At 73.1% G+C, this 20,606-nt stretch carries 11 protein-coding genes; 8 read left to right on the forward strand and 3 right to left on the reverse strand.

Features of this window, described 5'->3' with window-relative positions:
* Positions 1–253 precede the first annotated feature (253 nt).
* The 5 genes from ACFQSB_RS09475 to ACFQSB_RS09495 all read left to right on the forward strand — a co-directional run bounded on the left by ACFQSB_RS09475 (position 254) and on the right by ACFQSB_RS09495 (position 15,441).
* Positions 254–7,186, forward strand: a complete 6,933-nt coding sequence (locus tag ACFQSB_RS09475; RefSeq protein ID WP_380825676.1) for an amino acid adenylation domain-containing protein — start codon at positions 254–256, stop codon at positions 7,184–7,186.
* The gene (locus ACFQSB_RS09480) at positions 7,183–13,014 is read left to right on the forward strand and encodes a non-ribosomal peptide synthetase/MFS transporter (RefSeq protein WP_380825677.1); all 5,832 of its coding nucleotides are present in this window, start codon (positions 7,183–7,185) and stop codon (positions 13,012–13,014) included. Before ACFQSB_RS09475 ends, ACFQSB_RS09480 begins: the two co-directional genes overlap by 4 nt.
* A 1-nt stretch (position 13,015) precedes the next feature.
* On the forward strand, positions 13,016–13,201 hold the full coding sequence (locus ACFQSB_RS09485; protein WP_380825678.1) for an MbtH family protein: 186 nt from the start codon (positions 13,016–13,018) through the stop codon (positions 13,199–13,201).
* Positions 13,202–13,256: 55 nt separating this feature from the next.
* A complete protein-coding gene (locus ACFQSB_RS09490) occupies positions 13,257–14,666 on the forward strand; it encodes a condensation domain-containing protein (RefSeq protein ID WP_380825679.1) in 1,410 nt (469 codons plus the stop codon).
* A gap of 148 nt (positions 14,667–14,814) precedes the next feature.
* Complete coding sequence (locus ACFQSB_RS09495; protein ID WP_380825681.1) at positions 14,815–15,441, forward strand: hypothetical protein; 627 nt, start codon at positions 14,815–14,817, stop codon at positions 15,439–15,441.
* An 8-nt stretch (positions 15,442–15,449) separates the two neighbouring features.
* On the opposite strand, the gene ACFQSB_RS09500 is transcribed toward ACFQSB_RS09495, so the two are convergent.
* Positions 15,450–16,121, reverse strand: coding sequence for a TetR/AcrR family transcriptional regulator (locus ACFQSB_RS09500; RefSeq protein ID WP_380825684.1), 672 nt, complete (start codon positions 16,119–16,121; stop codon positions 15,450–15,452).
* Between the two features lie 156 nt (positions 16,122–16,277).
* On the opposite strand from ACFQSB_RS09500, the gene ACFQSB_RS09505 reads away from it, so the two are divergent.
* Positions 16,278–16,631: a hypothetical protein gene (locus tag ACFQSB_RS09505; RefSeq protein WP_380825686.1), complete on the forward strand. Its 354-nt coding sequence runs from the start codon at positions 16,278–16,280 to the stop codon at positions 16,629–16,631.
* A gap of 41 nt (positions 16,632–16,672) precedes the next feature.
* Here ACFQSB_RS09505 and ACFQSB_RS09510 read toward each other — a convergent pair whose 3' ends face one another.
* Positions 16,673–16,816, reverse strand: a complete 144-nt coding sequence (locus tag ACFQSB_RS09510; protein WP_380825687.1) for a hypothetical protein — start codon at positions 16,814–16,816, stop codon at positions 16,673–16,675.
* A gap of 201 nt (positions 16,817–17,017) precedes the next feature.
* Between ACFQSB_RS09510 and ACFQSB_RS09515 the strand changes: the two genes are divergently transcribed.
* Together ACFQSB_RS09515 and ACFQSB_RS09520 are read left to right on the forward strand one after the other, a co-directional pair.
* Positions 17,018–17,866, forward strand: coding sequence for a TRADD-N-associated membrane domain-containing protein (locus ACFQSB_RS09515; RefSeq protein WP_380825690.1), 849 nt, complete (start codon positions 17,018–17,020; stop codon positions 17,864–17,866).
* Between the two features lie 131 nt (positions 17,867–17,997).
* The gene (locus ACFQSB_RS09520; protein ID WP_380825692.1) at positions 17,998–18,306 is read left to right on the forward strand and encodes a MiAMP1 family antimicrobial peptide; all 309 of its coding nucleotides are present in this window, start codon (positions 17,998–18,000) and stop codon (positions 18,304–18,306) included.
* A gap of 50 nt (positions 18,307–18,356) precedes the next feature.
* Here ACFQSB_RS09520 and ACFQSB_RS09525 read toward each other — a convergent pair whose 3' ends face one another.
* Positions 18,357–20,300, reverse strand: a complete 1,944-nt coding sequence (locus ACFQSB_RS09525; protein WP_380825693.1) for a trypsin-like peptidase domain-containing protein — start codon at positions 20,298–20,300, stop codon at positions 18,357–18,359.
* Positions 20,301–20,606: the final 306 nt, after the last annotated feature.

Consider the following 20,606-nt stretch of genomic DNA (forward strand, 5'->3'; position numbering starts at 1 on the left):
TGAAGTAGTCCGAAAAGTTTCGGTTCACAACTTTCGATTTTTCTCTGTTTCTTCCCGGCCTGTGTGCCTATTCTGCCGATACCAGGAGTTCTGGCGATCCCTAAAACCGGATGAACTGGTACTTCTATGCCCATCTGCGGGGTGCGGTGGGCCGAAATAGCGGTGCTGGGGGAAAAATGTTTCGGAGCGACGCGGCGGGTGGTGGCCTGCGGGCACCCCGGCGACTCACGCGTATGGACCGGAGAGAACGCACATGACCCACCGAGAGCAGACAAGTCCGGCTTCGCCCGCCCAGCAGGGCATCTGGATCGGCGCGCGGCGGGGCGCCGGTCCGGCGTACCACATGCCGCTCGCCCTGTGGTTCGACGGCGACCTCGACGTGTCCGCGCTGCTGTCGGCGTGCGCCGGCGTGGTGGCCCGGCATCCTGTGCTCGCCACCACCGTCGTGCAGGACGGTGACGGGCTCCACCTGGCCGAGGCCGCGGAGCCGCCGGTCACCGTGGTCGAACTGCCCGATCCCTCCCCCGCGGCCCTCGACCGGCTCATCGCCGAGGAGACCGCCCGCGCCTTCGACCTGGAGAAGGGCCCGCCGGCCAGGTTCGTCCTGGCCCCCGCGGGCCCACGGCGGCACCTGCTGCTGTTCGTCGCCCACCACCTGGTCTTCGATGGCATGTCCAAGGACATCCTGGTCCGCGACCTGGCCCGGTACTACGCCGAGGCGACCGCGCCCCGGCACCCGTTGTCCTTCGCCGACGCGGCCCGCGACGAGCAGGACCGGGTCTCGGCCGCGCTGCCCGCGGCCCGCGCGTTCTGGTCGGAACGCTGGAGCGAGCCCGCCGACCTCGCGCTGCCCGGGCAGCGGCGCACGGCGAGCCGCTACGGGCCCGGTGAGCAGATCGGCGGCGGCGCCGACGACGAGTTACGCCGCCGCGCCGCCGAGGTGGCGCGGACGGCCGGCGCGACGGTCTTCGAGACGCTCGTCGCCGCCGTGCAGGCGCTGCTGTTCAGGTACGGCGCCGACAACCCGGCCGTCATGATCGACGTCACGACGCGCGGGCCCGCGGCCCGCGACCACATCGGGCCGTTCGTCAACGAACTGCCCGTCACCGCACGCCCGGAGCCCGGGCAGAGCTTCGACGCGTTCGTCCGGGAGGTCCGTGCCGTGCTGCGCGAGCTGTACGCGCACCGGGAGGTGCCGCTCACCCGGGCGCTCGGCCAGGCGTCGCGCGCCGCCGTGGCACCGGTGTCGATCAGCTACCGCAGGCGGGACGCCGAGCCGGAGTTCCCCGGTCTCGCGGTGTCGGCCGACTGGACGATGTTCGGCGGGGGCGTGCGCAACGCCCTGCACCTGCAGTTCGTGGACGGCCCCGACGGTCTGGCCACCTGCCTGAGGTTCGACCCCGCGGCCCTGGACCGCGGCGCCGCCGAGCGGTTCCGCGACGGCCTGCGCGCGCTGCTCGGCCACGCCGCCGCCGACCCCGAGGTCCGTCTCGCCGATCTCGAGGTCGTCTCCCCGGCCGAGCGGTCGCGGCTGGTCACCGAGTGGAACACCACTGCCGCGGACTACGGCGCGGCGACGCTGCACGACCTGTTCGCCGAGCAGGTACGGGCTCGCCCCGGCGCGGTGGCGGTGACCTTCGGCGACCGCTCGCTGACCTTCGCCGGGCTGGAGGCGGCGGCCGGCCGGATCGCGAGGCGCCTACGGCGGGCCGGGGTGCGCCGCGGCGACCTCGTCGCGGTGTGCCTGCCGCGCTCGGACACGCTGCCGGCCGCGCTGCTCGCCGTGCACAAGGCGGGCGCCGCGTACCTGCCGCTGGACCCCGACCATCCGGCGGAACGGCTCGCCATGATCGTGGAGGACGCCCGGCCGCGACTGGTGCTGTCGGACACCGCCGTGCCCTGCGCCCTGCCGGGGCCGGTCCTTCTCGTCGACGACGAGGAACAGGACGCGGACCCCGCCGGAGAGGAACAGGACGCGAACCCGGCCGGAGGGGACGAGCAGACTCCGCCCTCACCCGGAGAACTCGCCTACGTCATCTACACCTCGGGGTCGACCGGCCGCCCGAAGGGCGTCGAGGTCGAGCACGGCAACCTGGCGAACCTGCTGCTCTCGATGCGCGACCGGCTCGGCTCGGGGCCCGGCGACCGCTGGCTCGCGCTCACCTCGCCCGCGTTCGACATCAGCGCCCTGGAGCTCTACCTGCCGCTGGTCACCGGAGGCACGGTCGTCGTCGCCGCCCCCGGCGCCGTACGCCGCCCGGAGGCGCTGGCCCGCCTGGTCGCCGAGCAGGGCGTCACGTACGTGCAGGCCACCCCGTCGGTGTGGCGGCTGCTGCTGCCCGGTGGCATCTCGGGGGCGACCGCGCTCACCGGCGGGGAGGCGCTGCCACCCCGGCTCGCGGGAGAGCTGCGGGCCCGCTTCGGTCGCGTCTTCAACGTGTACGGCCCGACCGAGACCACCATCTGGAGCACCCTCGGCGAACCCGGCGAACCTGGCTGGGCCGGTCGACCCCCTGCTGCCGGTACCGGCGAGCCCCGCGCGGCCGTGGGGTCCCGCGAGGCCGAGAGGTCCGGCAAGGCTGAGAGGTCCCGCGAGGCCGAGGTCGTCACGATCGGACGGCCGATCGCCAACACCCAGGTGTACCTGCTGGACGAGACGCTGCGTCCGGTGCCCACGGGCGTGGCCGGTGAACTGTGCATCGGCGGCGCCGGAGTGGCGCGCGGCTACCGGGGCAGGCCGGGCCGCACGGCGGAGCGGTTCGTCCCCGACCCCTTCGGACCGCCGGGGTCGCGGCTGTACCGGACCGGCGACCTCGCCCGCCACCGGCCGGACGGCGAGATCGAGTTCCTCGGCCGCCAGGACGGCCAGGTCAAGCTGCTCGGCCACCGCATAGAGCTCGGCGAGATCGAGGCCCGCCTGCTCGACCACCCGCAGGTCGCCGAGGCCGCCGTACTGCTCACGGGCACGGACGCGCGCACGGACGTAGCCACAGACGCGGGCACGAGCACAGACGCGGGCACGAGCACAGACGCGGGCACGAGCACGGGCACGGACGCGAGCACGGGCGCGGGCTCAAGTGCCGGCACGCACGCCGGCGAGGCACGGCTGGTCGCGTACGTCGTGCCGGCGGCGGGCACGTCCCCCGAACCCGGGGCGCTGAACGCCCACCTGGGCCGGACGCTGCCCCGGCCGATGCTGCCCGCCGCGTACGTCATGCTGGACGCCCTGCCGCTGAACCCGGTCGGCAAGCTCGACCGCGCGGCCCTGCCCGAACCGGCGGCCTCCCACGGCGGCCGCCGCAGCACGGCCGCCACCGTGGTCCACGGCGAGCACGGCGAGCACGGCGCCACAGTGCCCAGCGGTACCGGCGCCGCCGCGCCCGGCGAGACCGGCGCCACGGTGCCGAGCGAGACCGGGACTCCCGGTCTGAGCAAGACCGAGCGCGCAGTACTGGGCGAGACCGGAAGCGCCGGTCTTGGCGAGGCCCGGGGCGCCGGTCTTGCCGAGGCCGGGGTCGCAGTGCTGGTCGAGGGCGGGGACGCCGGGCTGGGCGAGGACGGGGACGCCGGGCTGGTCGAGGAGGTCCGGCGGATCTGGCGGGAGGTCCTGGAGCTCGACGACATCGGCGACGAGGACGACCTGTTCGACCTCGGCGGGCACTCCATCACCATCACCCAGATCACCGCGCGGATCAGGGAACGCCTCGGGGTGGAGATGTCGCTCGACGCCTTCTTCGACGACCCCACCGTCATCGGGGTCGCCGAGGAGATCGCGAGCCTGCGCGAGGAAGCCGGGGGCCGGCAAGAGGAGGCGCCCGAGCCCGCAGGAGTGCGGCCCCGCCCGGCGGGAGTCCAGCCGCCGATGTCGCCGGCGCAACAGCGGCTGTGGTTCCTGCAGCGCTTCGATCCCGAGGACGCCTCGTACAACATGTACCTGGTACTGCGGCTGCGCGGCGCGCTCGACGCCGGCGCGCTCGACACCGCCCTGGACGCGGTGGTGGCACGGCACGAGAGCCTGCGGACCTCCTTCTCCGACGGCGGCGCCGACGGCGAGCCGGTGACGGTCGTCCACCCGCCCGGCCCGGTCCCGGTCGAACGGCTCGACCTCACCTCGTTCGCCGACGCCGAGGACCGCGCCCGGAGCCTGGTCGCCGCGCGCACCAACGCGCCCTTCGACCTGGCCGGGTCGCCGCCGCTGCGGGTCAGCCTGCTGGCCCTGGGCCCGGACGACCACGTGCTCTGCTTCGTGCTGCACCACATCATCACCGACGGGTGGTCCCTCGGGATCATGCTCGACGACCTGTTCGCGCTCTACCAGGCCCGGGCGGAGGGGCGCGAGCCGAGGCTGGCCGCGCTGCCGGTCCAGTACGGCGACATCGCCCTGTGGCAGCGGGAACAGGAGGCCGGACCGGCCGCCGACGAGGCGCTGGAGTACTGGCGGCGCAAGCTCGCCGCGCCGCCGGCGCTCGAACTGCCCACCGACCTGCCCCGGGGACGGCGGCCCGAGGGGGCCTTCCACCCGTTCCCGGTCCCCGAGCAGGTCGTCGCCCGGCTGGAACGGCTGGCACAGGAGCACGGCGCGTCCCTGTTCATGGTGCTGGCCGCCGCCTACCAGGTGCTGCTGGCCCGGCACAGTGGACAGGACGACATCCTGGTCGGCACGCCCTGGGCGGTCCGCGACCGGGTGGAGTTCGAACCGGTCGTCGGCTACCTCACCGACACCCTGGTGCTGCGCGGCGATCTCGCCGGGGACCCGGCCTTCGCCGATCTGCTCGACGCCACCCGCCGCACGGTGCTGGAGGCGCACGCGCACCGCACGGTGCCGTTCGAGCGGCTGGTCGGAGAGCTGGGCGTGCCGCGGGACGTGCACCACAACCCGCTCCTGTCCACCATGATCATCCTGCACAGCCAGGCCGGTGACGGCGCCCCGCCCGAGCGCGTCGGCGACCTGCGGGTGGAGCTGTTCGACGGCGGGTACCGGCAGGCCAAGTTCGACCTGGCCCTGGAGACGTGGCGTCAGGGCGAGGGCCTGCTGGCCGTGCTGGGCTACGACGCCACCCTGTTCCGGGCGGCGACCGTCGAAGCTCTCGCCGAGCGGTTCGCCACCCTCCTGCGCGGCATCGCCGACGCCCCCGCCACCCCGATCTCCCGCCTGCCGATGCTGACCCCCACCGACGAGACCTTCCTCGCCGCGAGCCGCACGGGCGGAGACGATCTATCCGACGCCCCCACGACCCAGGACTCCCCGGAGGCCGCCGTGGAGACGGTCCCGGCGATGTTCGCGCGGATGGCCGCCGCGACGCCCGACGCCACGGCGCTGCTCTGTGGTGACGAGCAGGTGGGCTACGGCGAACTCGACGCGCGGACGGCGCGGCTGGCCACGGACCTGCGGCGGCGCGGGGTGGTCCCGGGCTCGGTCGTCGGCGTCTGCCTCGGCCGCTCGGTCGAGGCGCTGGTCGCGCTGCTCGCCGTGTGGCGGGCCGGGGCCGCCTACCTGCCGCTCGATCCGGAGTACCCGGACGAGCGCCTGGCGTTCCTGGTCGGCGACAGCGGCGCCCGCCTGGTCGTCACCGCCGAAGCGCTCGCCCACCGTCTGCCACCGGGCACTCCCCTGCTCACCGCCCCGTCCGAGCCGGACACCGGCGGCGACACGTGGCGGACGACCCGGCTCGGCGACGACACACGACCGGCCGCCGAACCGCGCGACCACACGTGGTGGACGACCGAGCCCGGCGGCGACACGCGGCTGACGGCCGAGCCCGGTGACCCCACGTGGTCGGCCGCCGAATCTGGCGACGACGCGTGGCGGGCCGTCGAGCCGGGGGACTCGGCGTACGTGATCTACACCTCGGGATCGACCGGCCGTCCCAAGGGCGTGCTGGTCGAGCACGGCGCCCTGGCCGGACGCGTGCGCTGGATGCCGGAGGCCTACGACCTCGGCCCCGGCGACCGGGTCGTCCAGTTCGCCTCGCTCAGCTTCGACGCCCACGCCGAGGAGCTGTACCCGGCGCTGACGGCGGGGGCGTCGGTGCTGCTGCTGCCCGACGGCGCCGCCACCCTGCCGGACGTGCTGCGCACCCCCGCCGGCCGGGACGTCACCGTGCTGGACCTGCCGACGGCCTACTGGCACCGGCTCACCGACGCGCTCGACGACCTGACCTGGCCGGAGCGGCTGCGCCTGGTGATCATCGGTGGCGAGCAGGCGCACGCCGCCGCCGTCGCCCGCTGGCGGGACCGCTTCGGCGACCGGGTCCGCCTGGTCAACACCTACGGGCCGACGGAGGCGACCGTCATCGCCACGGCCGCCGCGCTCGGCGCCGCCGACGCCGGCCGGCGTCCGTCCATCGGGCGGCCCATCGCCGGCGCGACCGCGCACGTCCTCGGCCCGCACGGCGAGCCGGTGCCGCCGGGCGTCCCCGGTGAGCTGTACCTGGGCGGGGCCGGGCTGGCGCGCGGTTACCTCGGCCGTCCGGCGCTGACCGCGGACCGGTTCGTCCCCGATCCGTACGGCCCGCCGGGTTCCCGGCTGTACCGGACCGGCGACCGGGCGCGCTGGCGGCCGGACGGGACCCTTGAGTTCCTCGGCCGTCTCGACGGGCAGGCCAAGGTGCGCGGCTTCCGGGTGGAGCTGGGAGAGGTCGAGGCGGCCCTGCTGGCCGACCCGCTGGTGCGCCAGGCGGCGGTGGTCGCCGACGGCGACCGGCTGGTGGCGTACGTGACCGGGACCGCCGACCCGGACGATCTGCGACGGCTGCTGTCGGGCACCCTGCCGCCGCACCTGGTGCCGACGGCGTGGGTGGCGATGGACGCGCTGCCGCTCACGGTCACCGGCAAGGTGGACCTGGCGGCGCTGCCGGCGCCCGCGCCGGCACACGCCGTCGCGTTCGTGGCTCCCCGCACCGACGCGGAGGTCCTGGTCGCCGGAGTGTGGGCGGAGGTGCTCGGCCTGGAGGTCGTCGGCGCGTTCGACGACTTCTTCGCCCTGGGCGGCCACTCGCTGCTGGTGATCAGGGTGGCGGCCCTGCTGCGCGACGCCGTCGACCTCGAGGTGCCGATCCGCACGGTGTTCGACCGGCCGACCGTCGCCGGGCTGGCGGAGGCGGTGGAGAACCTGCTGGTCGAGCAGCTCTCCGGCCTGTCGGAAGCCGAAGCCGCCCGCCTGCTGGACACGGAGGTCCTCCATTGAGCGGCACGCGCACCGGCGCCGGCGAACGGCCGGCCACCGAGGACGAGCCCACAGTCCACGACGGCCTGCCGACGGGCGGCGAACCGCCCGGCGACCGGAACGGACGGCCCGCAAGCCAGAACCAGCCGCCCACGACCCCGGACGGACCGCCCGCCGGCCAAGACGTGCCGACCGGTGGCCGGGACGGGCTGTCGGCGACCAAGCGGGAGTTGCTGGCGCGGCGGTTGCGCAAAGGGGCGGCGGCGCCGCCGCGGCGGACCATCCTGGCGCGTCCCGCCGGGGAGCCGCCCGTGCTGTCGCACGCCCAGGAGCGGCTGTGGTTCCTGGAGCAGTTCGCGCCCGGCACCACCCAGCTCACCATCCCGCTCAGGCTCCGGCTGCGCGGCCCGCTGGACCCGGATCGGCTGGCCGCCGCGCTCGCGGGCGTCGCGGCCGGGCACGACGTGCTGCGCACGCGCTACCCGGCGACCTGGGACGGCCGCCCGGAGGCGGTGACCGACGACGCCGCGCCCCTGCCGCTGACCGTGCGCGACGCTCCCGGCGAGGCCGCCGCGAAGGCCCTGGCCGAGGAGTTCCTTTCGGTGCCGTTCGACCTGGCCAGCGGCCCGGTGGCGCGGGCGCTGCTGGTCAGGCTGGCCGAGGACGACCACGTGCTGGTGATCGGCGTGCACCACATCGCCGCCGACGGCTGGTCGGCCGAACTGCTGGTGGGCGAGGTCTTCGCCCGGTACGAAGGCACGGTCCCCGCGGCGCCCGAGGTGGGGTACGGCGACTACGCGGCCTGGCAGCGGAGCCTGGAACCGCCGCGGCGCGAGCTCGCGTTCTGGCGGGAGCGGCTGGCCGGGCTGGAACCGCTCGACCTGCCGACCGACCTTCCCCGTCCGCCCGAGCGCACCTACGCCGGCGCCGCGCACGCCTTCCCGCTCGGCGCCGAGCTGACCGGGACGCTGGCCCGGCTGGGGCGCGAGCACCGGGCCACGCCGTACATGACCGTGCTCGCCGCGCTCGGCGCGCTGCTCGGCCGGTACGCGGGCGCCACCGACGTGGCCGTCGGCTCGCCGGTCGCCGGACGCCGGCTGCCGGAGCTGGACGGGGTGATCGGCTGCTTCGTCAACATGCTGACGATGCGGGTGGACCTGTCGGGCGACCCGAGCTTCGGCGAGCTGCTCGACCGGGTCCGGGACATGTCCGTGGACGCCTTCGCCCACCAGGACCTGCCGTTCGAGCAGCTCGTCGCCGAACTCGACCTGCCCCGCGACGTGTCCCGTTCGCCGCTGTTCGGGGTCATCTTCGCCATGCAGAACTACCGCACCGGGGCGGTGCGGCCGCCCGGCGGGCTGAGCGTGGCCGACTTCCCGGTGGACGCCTGGGCGACCCGCTACGACCTTGAGCTCTACCTCGCCGACGACTCCGAGGGGGGCCTGTCGGGGCTGCTGGTCTACAACACCGACCTGTTCGAGGCGGCCACGGTCGAGCGGCTGGCCGAACACCTGCGGACCCTGCTGGAGCGGGTGGCCGCCCGGCCCGAGCTCCCCCTGTCGCGCGTCGACCTGCTCACCGAGGACGAGCGGCGCCTGGTCGTCGACGGCTGGAACGACACCGCCACGGAGTACCCCGGCGAGGCGACCCTGCACGGGCCGATCGCGGCACGGGCGGCGAGCACGCCGGACGCGGTCGCGGTCCGCTTCGAGGGGCGCTCGCTGTCGTACCGGGAACTGGACGCGGCCGCCACCCGCGTCGCGCACACGCTGCGCGGCCTCGGGGTGGGCGTGGGCTCGGTGGTCGCCGTCTGCGCCGAGCGGTCGCTGGAACTGCTTCCCGGCCTGCTCGGCGTGCTCAAGGCGGGCGCGGCCTACCTGCCGGTCGACCCCGACTACCCGGCGGACCGGGTGTCGTTCATGCTGGCGGACGCCGCTCCCGCCGTGCTGCTCACCCAGCGGCGGATCCGGCCCACGCTCCCGGACACGACGGCGCGCGTCCTCGACCTGGACGACGTCCTGGACCCGGACGCCTGGACCGGCGCCTCCGGACCGCTGCCGGAGGTGCGTCCCGGCGACGTCGCCTACGTCATCTACACCTCCGGCTCCACGGGACGGCCCAAGGGCGTGCCCAACACCCACGGCGGCATCGCCAACCGCCTCGACTGGATGCAGGACCGCTTCGGTCTCGACGCCGGCGACGTCGTCGCCCAGAAGACCCCGCTGAGCTTCGACGTGTCGGTGTGGGAGCTGTTCTGGCCGCTGCGCCAGGGCGCGCGCATGGTGCTCGCCACCCCCGGCGGCCACAAGGACCCGGCGTACCTGCGCAAGCTGATCGTCACCGAGGGGGTGACCACCGCCCACTTCGTGCCCTCGATGCTGGCGGTGTTCCTCGGCGAGGCGGGCGGCGCGGGCGCGGCCGGCGCGGGCGACATGGCGCGCGCGGCGAGCATGGCCGGCGCGAAGAGCATGACGGGCATGACGGGCATGACCGGCGCGGGGGGCTGCGGGTCGCTGCGCCGGGTGATCTGCTCGGGCGAGGAGCTCCCGGCCGACCTGGCTCGCCGCTGCGTCGCCGCGCTGCCCTCGGCCGAGCTGCACAATCTGTACGGGCCGACCGAGGCGGCCGTCGACGTGTCCGCCTGGCACTGCCGGCCCGCGGCCCTGGCCGGGCTGGCCAGAGTGCCGATCGGCGCTCCCATCGCCAACACCGCCCTGTACGTCCTCGGCGAGTCCATGGACCCGGCGCCGATCGGGGTGCCCGGCGAGCTCCACATCGGCGGCGCCGGCCTGGCCCGGGGCTACCTGAACCGGCCCGCGCTCACCGCCGACCGCTTCGTCCCCGACCCGTTCGGGCCGGCGGGGTCGCGGCTCTACCGCACCGGCGACCTGGTCCGGCGCCGGCCCGACGGGGCGCTGGAGTTCCTCGGCCGCCTGGACACCCAGGTCAAGCTGCGCGGCCTGCGCATCGAGCTCGGCGAGATCGAGGCCGCGTTGCGGGCGCTGCCCGACGTGCGGGACGCCGCCGTGATCGTCCGCGAGGACCGCCTGGTGGCCTACCTGGTGCCGGACGGCGCCGACGTCTCCGCCGTCCGGGCGGAGCTGAAGAAGACGCTGCCCGACTACATGGTGCCCAGCGGCTACGTCGGCCTCGCGGCCCTTCCGCTCAGCCCCAACGGCAAGCTGGACCGACGGGCCCTGCCCGCGCCGGTCGCCGGGCGCGACGCCGCGGTCGAGTTCGCCCCGCCCGTCACGCCCACCGAGCTGGCGATCGCCGAGATCTGGTCCGAGCTGCTCGGCGTGGAGACGGTCGGGCTCGACGACGACTTCTTCGACCTCGGCGGGCACTCCCTGCTCGCCATCCAGGTCGTGGCGCGGCTGCGCGGCCGCGTCGACGGCCAGGTCGGCGTGATGGACGTCTTCAAGCACCCCACCGTCCGCGAGCTGGCGGCGCTCGCCGACGTCCCCGCCGAACGGCGCGGGCCCCGCGAGCTGCTGCACCGGCTGACCGCCGCCGGCAGCACCACGCCGGTGGTCAGCTACGTGTGCGTGCCGTACGGGGGCGGCAGCGCGGTGGTCTACCAGCCCCTCGCCGACGCCCTGCCCGACGGGCACGCACTGTGGTCGGTGGCGATCCCCGGCCACGACGTGGGGGTGGATGAGGGCACGCTGCCGTTCGACGACCTCGCCGAGGCGTGCGTCCGCGAGATCTTGGACAAGGTCGAGGGCCCGGTCATCCTGTACGGGCACTGCGGTGTCGGCTCGGCCCTCACCGTCGAGCTCTCCCGGCGGCTGGAGGCGGCGGGACGCGACCTCGTCGCGGTCTACATCGGCGGCATCTTCCCCTTCGCCCGGCCGCGCGGGGCGCTGCTGTCGCGCATCTCGCGGCTGGCCGAGGCGGAGCGGCTGCGCGGCGACCAGCGGTACGTCAACTGGCTGATCTCGATGGGCCTGGAGATGGGCGACATCGACCCGGCGCAGGCCCGGCGGATCGTCCGCAACATGCGCCGGGACTCGCGCGAGGCCGAGGACTACTACTCCCGCCTGCTGGAGGGCGGCGCCGACCGGCTGCGCGCCCCGGTGATCAGCGTCGTGGGGACCGAGGACCCGGCGACGGACTACTACCAGGAACGCTTCCGCGAGTGGCACTTCCTGACCCCGGCGACGGCCGTCGTCGTCCTCGCCGAGGCCGGTCACTTCTTCCTCAAGTACCGCGCCGAGGAACTGGCCGAGATCGTCACCACCACCCACCAGACCCTCACCATCACCCACCAGACCCTCACCACCCCCGGACCGGACGTCACCGCCCCGGGTCTGGCCGAGCCCGGCGTCACCGCACCCCACCGCGCCCCCGCCGAACCGGGACCGGGAGACGACACCACGTCCCACCAGGCTTCGGCCGAACCCCAACCTGGGGACGGGCGCGCGCGGGAGCCGGAGGCCACCTGGTGGCTGCACGACACGTCCCGCTCGGACACGCCGGTGACCTCCGGCGGCGTGCGGCCCAGCATCCCGCGTTTCCTGGCCGTCGCGCTCAGCCAGCTGACCTCCGTCGTCGGGTCGGCGCTGACCGAGTTCGCGGTCCCCCTGTGGGTCTACACGACGACCGGGTCGGTGGCGATGTTCGCCCTGATGGCCGTCGTCGGCCTGGTGCCGGGGCTGCTCACCGCGCCCGTCGCGGGGGCGATCGTCGACCGGGCCAGCCGGCGCCGGGTGATGCTGGCCGGCGACGTGGCCGCCTTCTCCATCCAGCTCGCGTTCGGCGTCCTGCTGTGGACCGGCCACCTGTCGGTGGGGTTGATCTATCCGCTGCTGGGCTGTCTGTCGGTCGCCCTCACCTTCCAGCGCATCGCCTACATGTCGGCGGTGCCGCAGCTCGTGCCCAAGCACTACCTCGGGCACGCCGTCGGGATCATGCAACTGGGCAACGGCACGGCGCAGCTCCTGGTGCCGATCTTCGCGGTGGGCCTGCTCGCCGGGATCGGGCTCGGCGGCATCCTGGTCCTGGACGTCGCCAGTTACGCGGTCGCGATCGTCACGCTGCTGGCCGTCCGCTTCCCCGCCACGATGCCCTGGCGGCGCCGCGAGTCGATCAAGGCGGAGATCCTGGGCGGGCTGCGCTACTCCCTCGGGCACCGCGGGTTCGTGGCGATGCTGCTGTTCTTCGTGGTGCTGAACGTGTTCCTCTCTCCGCTCCTGCTGATGTTCTCGCCGCTCGTGCTGTCCTTCGCCGGCCTCGCCGACGTCGGGCGCATCGCGTTCCTGGCCGGGGTGGGGACGTTCGCCGGGGCGCTCATCATGATCGTCTGGGGCGGCCCGCGCCGCATGCGGCTGCGCGGGGTGCTGCTGTGCACGCTGGTCCTCGGCTGCTTCTGCCTGGTCACCGGCCTGCGCGCGGATCTGACCGTGATCGCGGTCGGGGTGTGCGGCATGACGCTCTGGATCACTCTGCTCAACGGCATCTACACGACCATCGTGCAGGTCAAGGTGCCGCAGCGGTTCCACGGCCGGGTGTTCGCCATGAACACCCTCATCGCGTGGTCCACCCTGCCCATCGGCTTCGGGCTGGTCGCCCCGTACGCCGCGGCGGTGCTCGACCCGCTGCTCGCCCGCGGCGGCGCGCTGGCCCCCACCGTCGGGGCGCTCCTCGGCACCGGCCCCGGCCGCGGCATCGGGCTCATGTACGTCCTGTTCGGCGCCGTCATCGTGCTGATCGTGCTGGTCGCGACCCGCGTCCCCGCACTGGCCCGCTTCGACCAGGAGGTCCCCGACGCCGTGGCCGACGACCTGGTCGGCGTCCAGGCGCTGCGAGGCTCCACCCCTACCCGTACCGAAACGACGGAGGCGTGACATGCACCAGGTGGTCGTCAACGACGAGGACCAGTACTCGCTGTGGCCCCTCGACCAGGAGCTCCCCGCCGGGTGGCGGGCCGAGGGGTTCACCGGCGCGAAGGAGGAGTGCCTGAGCCACATCGAAGAGATCTGGACCGACATGCGCCCGCGCAGCGCGCGACTCCGCGAGGACGGCGCGGCGTGACGGCCGCGGCGGCCGGCCCCCTCGCCCGCCGAAACCGTCCGGCGGGACGGCCACGGTGACCGGGGGCGAGAGCGGGGCGGTGACCGGGTCGGTGACGGTGCCGTTCCACGGCGAGCGCGGCGGCGAGGCGGCGCTGACCTGGGGACAGCGGCTGATGTGGCGGGCCGTCCACCTGATGGGCGACAGCCAGTCCTACCTCAACTGTCCCTGGGTGCTCCCGGTCTACGGCAGACGCGACCTGGACGCCGTACTGGCCGCGTTGCGCGTGCTGCTCGGACGCCACGAGAGCCTGCGCACCACCTTCGCCGCCACGCCGGACGGCCCGGTGCAGCGGGTGGCGCGCGACGGCGAGCTGACCGTCGACCTGGTCGAGGCGGGCGCGGAGCGCGGGCTGCGGGTGGCCGAGCGCCTCGGCGCGGAGATGAGCGCCAGCGCGTTCGCGCACGGCGAGGAACCGCCGCTGCGCTGCGCGGCCGTGCTCAAGGACGGCCGGCCGTTCGCGCTGGCGTTCAGCTTCTCGCACCTGGCGGTCGACTACCAGGCTCTGAGCCTGCTGACCGAGGAGTGGAAGGCGCTGCTCAAGGGCGAGGACCTGCCGCCGGCGGGCTGGCAGCCGATGGACCAGGCCGGTCTGGAGAGCGAGGAGTCCTGGCAGGCCCACTCCCGCAGGTCGATCGAGTACTGGCGCTCGATCCTCGAAGAGGTGCCCCTGGAGGTGTTCGACCACGACCCCCGCGAGCCGGAGGACCCGAGGTTCATCGAGGTCGGCATGGAGTCGGTCGCGCTCGCCGCCGCGGCCACGAGGCTGGCCGCCCGCTGGACGGTCAGCACGACCAGCGTCCTGCTCGCGGCCTGCGCGACCGTCCTGGCGGTGGTCAGCGGGCGCCCGAGGGCGGTCATGCAGCTCGTCCACAGCAACCGCCGCGACGCCCGCACCCGCACCATGGTCGGCACCGTCGGCCAGGACGCGCTGTTCGTCCTCGACCTGCCCGCGACCGACTTCACCGCCGCCTGCCGGGCCGCGCACGCCACCGCGCAGGGCGCCTACCGGAACGCGCGGTACGACCCGTTCGCGATGCAGGCCATGCGCGAGGAGATCGGCCGGCGCCGGGGCAGGGAGCCCGACCTGGACGCGTTCTTCAACGACCGCCGGGGCATCGGCACCTGGCCCTCGCTGCCGAAAGCCGCCCTGGAGGAGGATCTGTCCCCCCTGGCCGACAAGACCCGCACGTACGTCACCAACGCCTGGCCGGGCGTCCGGTTCAAGGTCTTCTTCACCGTGGGGACGGCGGCCGACACCGGCCAGCTCAGCCTCATCATCGACACCGCCTACCTGCCACGGGAGACCGCGAGGACGATGCTGCTCGGCATCGAGGCCCTGCTGCTGCGCAGCCTCACCGAGGACGTCCCCATGACCGCCGTCCCGCGCCTGTGCTCACGGGACGCGACCGCCGGCAGCCGGTGACCGCTCACCGTACGCGACCGTTCACCCCAAGTGACGAACACGAACCGCGGTACGGGGCCGGAACCGGCGATCAGGGCCCGGGAGCCCGCTCCCGGTGAACTCCCAGCCGGTCGCGGGCGTCTCATGGCATGTGACCAGACGGGTGATGATGACGGTGCCGTTGGTGTTGTCGTTGCTGGCGGGGTGCGGCCTGGCCGGGGCCGAGGCGACGGCGATCCCCAAGGGGTTCCTGCTGACCGAGTCCCGGGCGACCGCGCCGCGCCCGTCCGGGACGACGCAGGAGGACTGGTGGAAGGTCGGCGACAGCACCTCCTGGCGGCTGGAGCTCAACCCCTGCGAGGCCAGGCGGACCTCCTACGACGGCCGCGTCGCCATGCGCACCATCACCCACCTGAACAGCGGCCCTGGCTACGAGAGCGAGCAGCTCGTGCTGTACCGGACCGCCGTGTCCGCGCACGACGCGTTCCGCGAGCTGCGGAGCGAGGTGAGAACGTGCCCCCGGAAGGGCTCCCCGTCGAGCTCCAAGGTGGACTACGGGGGCCGGCTGTTACGCCTCGGAGACGAGGCCATGATGGTCGGACGGTACTTCATGCGGGACGGCACGCGCCGGCGCGGGCCCGGCCGCCTGTGGATCGTCGCCCGCCGGGGCGCCGCCCTGTTCCTCTACACCTCCGACGAGGTCCCCGAAGACCCGGCCTCATTACAGAACCAGCTCACCGGCCAGGCGAGGGAGATGGCCGTGAAGGTGTGCGGCCTTCCCGGGGTGTGCGGCTGAGCGGGCGTTCACCCGCCGGAGCCTGAGCGCAGGACGTCGTGCAGCCTGAGCGGGGCGGGGGGCGGCAGCGGCCCGGCCCGGCCGGCGCCGTCGGCGCGCAAAGCGTCCAGCAGGTACGCCACCAGCCGGCGGGACGCCGCCAGCGCCGCCTGCCTGGACTCGGCGACGATGCCGCCGTTGGCCATCAGCAGCAGTGTGAGGTCCTCCGGCACGAAGTCGGCGCGCAACCGTCCGTCCCGCTGGGCGCGCCGCGTCAGCTCGGCGAAACCGCGCAGAGCGCGGCCGTGTTCGTGGTCGACGTCCAGGGCGTTGGGGAACGCCGTGATGAACGCCGCGCTGAAGCCCCGGTCGACGGCCTGCATGGCGCACACCTTCTCGACGCAGGCGCAGAACCCGCGCCAGGCGTCCTCATCGGCCAGGGCTTGGTCCACGACGGCGACGCATGCCGCGAACTGGTCGGTGAAGACCTCGGTGACCAGTGACTCCTTCGTCGGGAACCGGCGGTAGAGCGTGGCGACCCCGACGCCGGCGCGCCGGGCGATCGCGGCCATCGGCACGTCGAGCCCGCGTGCGGCGAACAGCTCACGGGCGACCTCGACGATGCGGTTGCGGTTCTGCAGCGCGTCGGCGCGCAGACCCGCCGCCACCTCGCCGGAGCCGTCGCCGGGCCTCTCGGACATGCCTGGCATGCGAGATGCCTCGGTGCTCATGACTCTCACTTTAGGCCAACCGGATGGGGTGCTCCACTTATCGTGCTAGCGTCACCGGCAACCGGAGGCACCCGTCCACTTACCGTCGGCCGTCGACGGATGGGCGCCGCCACCACGGAGGGTTTCGTGAAGTACAAAGGACCGCTCCCGAAACGCATGGTCGGCCGCGCCAACGCCTGCGTCACCGCACTGCGCTCATCGCCTCGATGGGGCGGGATCGTGAGCAGGCACCTCACGGTCGTCACCTACACGGGGCGACGCTCGGGACGCACCTTCAGCACCCCCGTGGGCTACCGGCGCGCGGCCGGCATCGTCACGATCGGCGTCCAGTTCCCCGAGCGCAAGACGTGGTGGCGCAACTTCCTGGACGAGGGCGGCCCCCTCTCCCTCCACCTGGACGGGACCGACCGCCCAGGGCACGCGGTGGCCCGATGCGACGAGAAGGGCCGCGTCACCGTCACCGTGCGCCTCGACGCCTGAGGCGGGGACACCGTCCGAACGGCATCCGCCGGCCTCGGCCGTCAACCTGTGCGGTCGGCTGCCCTAGGTGCGCGGGTCGTCGCGCCGCCGAGCAGTTCTTCCAGCCGCTCACGTTCGGCGTCGGTCAACTCCTGACTGTCTTTGTCCAGCGATTCCGCCGTAAAAAAGTCGAGATTCTTACCCAAAGGAGCTCACCTCCATTCGCGGTCGTGATGCCCGGCAGAGCGTCCGGAAAACCTGATCCGGCACGGAAGCCCCGGCGCTCGGAGTATGCCCGAAGGCCGGCGGCGGGCTCATCGGGCAAAGCCGCATGAAACAAAACTCTACCGGATCGTTCAGAGCCTTCCGCTGTACGGCACCCCGATCACTTTTGTTACGTTGGCGGCATGGACGGTACAAGAACGCACGAGGCTTGCCGCGCCGGCCAACACGCGACCTATGGGCCTCTCGGCTTTTTCCCCGAGCAGCTTGGTCGCGCGACGCCGTTTCTCGTAAGCTTATCGATCTTCGTGTTGACAATGACCCTCGGAGATCTGGTACTGCCGCCGAAAACGCCGCTGGGCGTGAAGATCTGTCTATGGGTGTCTCTGCTCCTTTTCGCGATCATAGTGGCGAAGGTCACGTCGCGGTGGAGGCAGGAAAGGATCGAGCAGACAGCACATGATCTGCAGGAGATCCGGATCGCGGACGAGCCCCTGCGGGAAGGGCATCTGGAACTCTCGCCGCTGTGGACGGCAACCCAGTCGCGAATGAACTTTTACCACAATCTCGCCATCAACCATGCGCGGCAAAGCTTCCGAGCCGCTCAAATCGCCATTCTGGCCGGATTCGCAGTGCTGTTGATCGCTGTCACGATCGCAGTGACCAACCACAAAGCGGCAGGCGTCGCGGCCGCGCTCGGGGCGATCTCGGCGGCGCTCGGGGCCTATATCGCACGCACCTTCCTCCGCTCGCAGGAGACCGCGGCCGGCCATCTGCACACCTACTTCGACCAGCCGGTGAGGTTCTCCCGCTACCTCGCGGTCGAACGGCTCATCAACGAGATGAAAGACCTCGAACCCGACCAGCGTGCCGCGATCAGCGGTGAACTCCTGCGCACCATCATCGCGCCCGATATGGTGCCATCCGGCGAGCCGAGCGGCGCGGCCGCTCCGCCGGAGCATGACGGAAGTGGCGTCCTGGCCGCGTTGAGCCGGATCCGTCGCGCCCATGGAGCCGTCCCGAGAAAGCCGTGACCGTATCGCCTTCCGGACCGCCCCTCACCTCGGAACCCCATGCTCCTGCCCACCGCACGACAGGTTTCGGCTACTCATAGTGACGGTATGCATACTCCTGGTAAACGACCGAGCACTCCGGGAGGATCACCGTGAAGCGAATCGCCCTCGTTCCCCTCATCTCCGCCGCCATGGTCGCGGTCATGGGCGGCGCCGCCTACGCCTCGCAGTACGTGGCCTACGAGGGACCCGCCTTCACCGGCCGGTCGGTGGTCATCGACCGGTGCGGCCCGTCCAACATCCCCTTCCACGGGTCCTACAAGTGGTACGGCGACGGCCAGAGCGGCCGGATGTACAACCAGCCCGACACCCAGGGGGTGATGCACTTCGAACTCGCCTCCAACCGCTACGCCGAACAGCGCACCCCCGTCGGCTGGCAGAGCATCTTCATCGTCTGCTGAATGACCCCGTGAGCGCACGCGGGAGCCGTCCCTGACCGGCGCAGGCGTGCTCAGCCGACCGCGAGCTGGACGCGGCCGGTGAGCACGCCACCGATCTCGCGGGCGACCTCGGGATGAGTGAGGTACTCCTCGATGTCGTGCGCCCGCTCGGCGGGATTGGCGACGGAGGTCTCGACCGGCTCTCCGTGCCAGTCGTCACCGAGCGGGCAACCGATTGTGACGGGATCGGTCGGGCACCAGGCGTTGAACCATCGGGCCACCCGATCGAGGCGCCGGGAACCGCCGACCAGCAGGCGGTGGTTGACGCCGTCCATACCGAGCGGGCTTCCGACGGTGACCAGCAGTTCGACGTCCGCCATCGGGTCGAGACGGGTGAGCAGGTCCACCGCGACGACCGTGCCCAGGCTGTGGCCGACCAGGACCACCCGGCCGCTGCGCGGCATCGTCCGCAGGACGCAGTCCAGGACCATGTCCCGGACCTGGCGGTCGTCGAGGTAGGCGGCCACGTCCGCGAAGATCGCCGCGATGGCCAGCCGGTCCAGGTCGGTGACGGCGGCCAGCCAGCTCAGCCCCTGATGGACGACGTCGGCCACCGCCTCCTCGGGAGCCGGTCGCGCAGCGGGCATGCCGGCGCGGATCGCGGCTTCGACGATCAGCTGTTCGTACAGCGTCCTCGCGGTCGCGGGGACCGGAGCGGTCGCCGTGATCGGGTCGGCGACGAGCTCCTCCAGTGAGCGCGGGGCGGTTCTGGACGGCCGCAGGGCCTCGGCGAGCCGGTCTCCGTAGAAGGGGAAGCACACGTCGGCCGGTTCGATCGTGGGCAGACCGGCGCGGGTGAGCCCGCAGTTCAGGCCGGCGGTCCAATAGCGGCGCAGGCGCTCGGGATCACGTCCCTGCTGAGCGCGGCCGTGCACGAAGACCAGGTGGAGATCGCCTCCGAACGCGGTGGGGCCAGCCGGCAGTCCCGTGCCGGACCCAAGCGCCGGGGGCTGCCCGGGACGATGAGCGGCCTCGCCGGCCGGTGTGCCCGCCGGGCCGTCGACCCGGTGCGCGTCCGCCGGCCCCGGCCCCGGCCCCGGCTCCGGCTCCGGCTCCGGCCGCCGCTCCGGCTCCCGCTGTGGCGCCGGCCCCGTGACGGCGGGCCGAGGGGCGGCGCCGTCACCGAAGCCCGACTCCGGGCCCATCTCCGCCAGCAACCGTCCGCGGGTGTCGTCGAGCGGCAAGGAGGCCAGATGCTTGAGGATGGCGCTGATGCGGACGCCCTCGTTGGAGATCCAGTCGACGGCGTCGTCACCGTCACCGGATTGCCAGACCTCGCCGTCCCGCCGCAATATGCGGCCCTGGTCGTCGGTCCTGGGCACGCCGCCATGGTGCAACGCCGCGACCTCCCACTGGTCGTTGTAGACGGGCGAGCCGGAGCTACCGGGCTCGGTGTCGGTCTGGTATTGCAGGAAGGCGTCGAGCCGGACCTCCAAGCTGTTCTCGCGGATGGAGATCTCCTTCAGCCGGCCGCCGGGGTGACCCACGATGTTGACCGGTTCGCCGAGCACCAGCTTGCCGAGCTGAACGCTCAGTCTGTTCCAGCCGAACGTCTCCCCCACCGGCCGGCCGGAGACGTCGGGGTTCACCATGACCAGGGCGTAGTCGAGGTCCTGGTCGGCGACGAAGAGGGTGTCGGGGTCCAGAGCGAACCGCTTGGCCGGTTCAGGGGTGTTGTCGACGCTGACCTGGGCGTCGAACTCCACGAAGGCCTGCCGTGCGGCCTCGATCCGAGGGAACACGTGGTGGTTGGTCAGCAGCAGTCGCGGCGAGACCAGGAACCCGGTGCCGATCGGCAGCTCGCGGCCGTTCTCGCTGACCGAGATCCTGCCGACGGTCCGCGCCGCACGGGCTCCGCGCGGCAGGAAGCTCCATGCCTGCAGGTCCTTGGCGACTCCCAGGATCCGTTCGTGCATGGAGGGCCGGTCCAGGGACGCGGCCCGCGTGGCCTCCATGACCGCCTCCACCGGCACCCCTTGACGCTGGATGAGGCGGGCGGCGCGGGCCGCGAGCGACTCCGGCGAGTCGGGAAAGGCGTCACCCTGCTCCTGCCGGCGGTGGACTTCGTCTCGTACGGCACTGCTCTGGCGATACCGTTCAGCGGCGGCATGGGCGTGCTCTAAGCCCTTTTCCCGCACTTCATTAGGTATGTCCATGTCAATGCACTGCTCCGCTCCGGATCCGTCACGCTCGCGGCCGACCGGTCGTCCCGCTTCATTTCTCGATCGTGAGCACGCCTTCCGCGCAGGAGAGCACGGTGA

Origin of the sequence: Sphaerisporangium rhizosphaerae (assembly GCF_042665155.1) — a bacterium.
Taxonomy (GTDB): domain Bacteria; phylum Actinomycetota; class Actinomycetes; order Streptosporangiales; family Streptosporangiaceae; genus Sphaerisporangium; species Sphaerisporangium rhizosphaerae.

Excerpts from the sequence above, each read along its gene's own strand:
- ACFQSB_RS09515 (WP_380825690.1), top strand. The coding sequence starts at position 17,018 with ATGGACGGTACAAGAACGCACGAGGCTTGCCGCGCCGGCCAACACGCG.
- ACFQSB_RS09500 (WP_380825684.1), bottom strand. The coding sequence starts at position 16,121 with ATGTCCGAGAGGCCCGGCGACGGCTCCGGCGAGGTGGCGGCGGGTCTG.
- ACFQSB_RS09495 (WP_380825681.1), top strand. The coding sequence starts at position 14,815 with ATGACGGTGCCGTTGGTGTTGTCGTTGCTGGCGGGGTGCGGCCTGGCC.
- ACFQSB_RS09525 (WP_380825693.1), bottom strand. The coding sequence starts at position 20,300 with ATGGAGGCCACGCGGGCCGCGTCCCTGGACCGGCCCTCCATGCACGAA.
- ACFQSB_RS09475 (WP_380825676.1), top strand. The coding sequence starts at position 254 with ATGACCCACCGAGAGCAGACAAGTCCGGCTTCGCCCGCCCAGCAGGGC.
- ACFQSB_RS09485 (WP_380825678.1), top strand. The coding sequence starts at position 13,016 with ATGCACCAGGTGGTCGTCAACGACGAGGACCAGTACTCGCTGTGGCCC.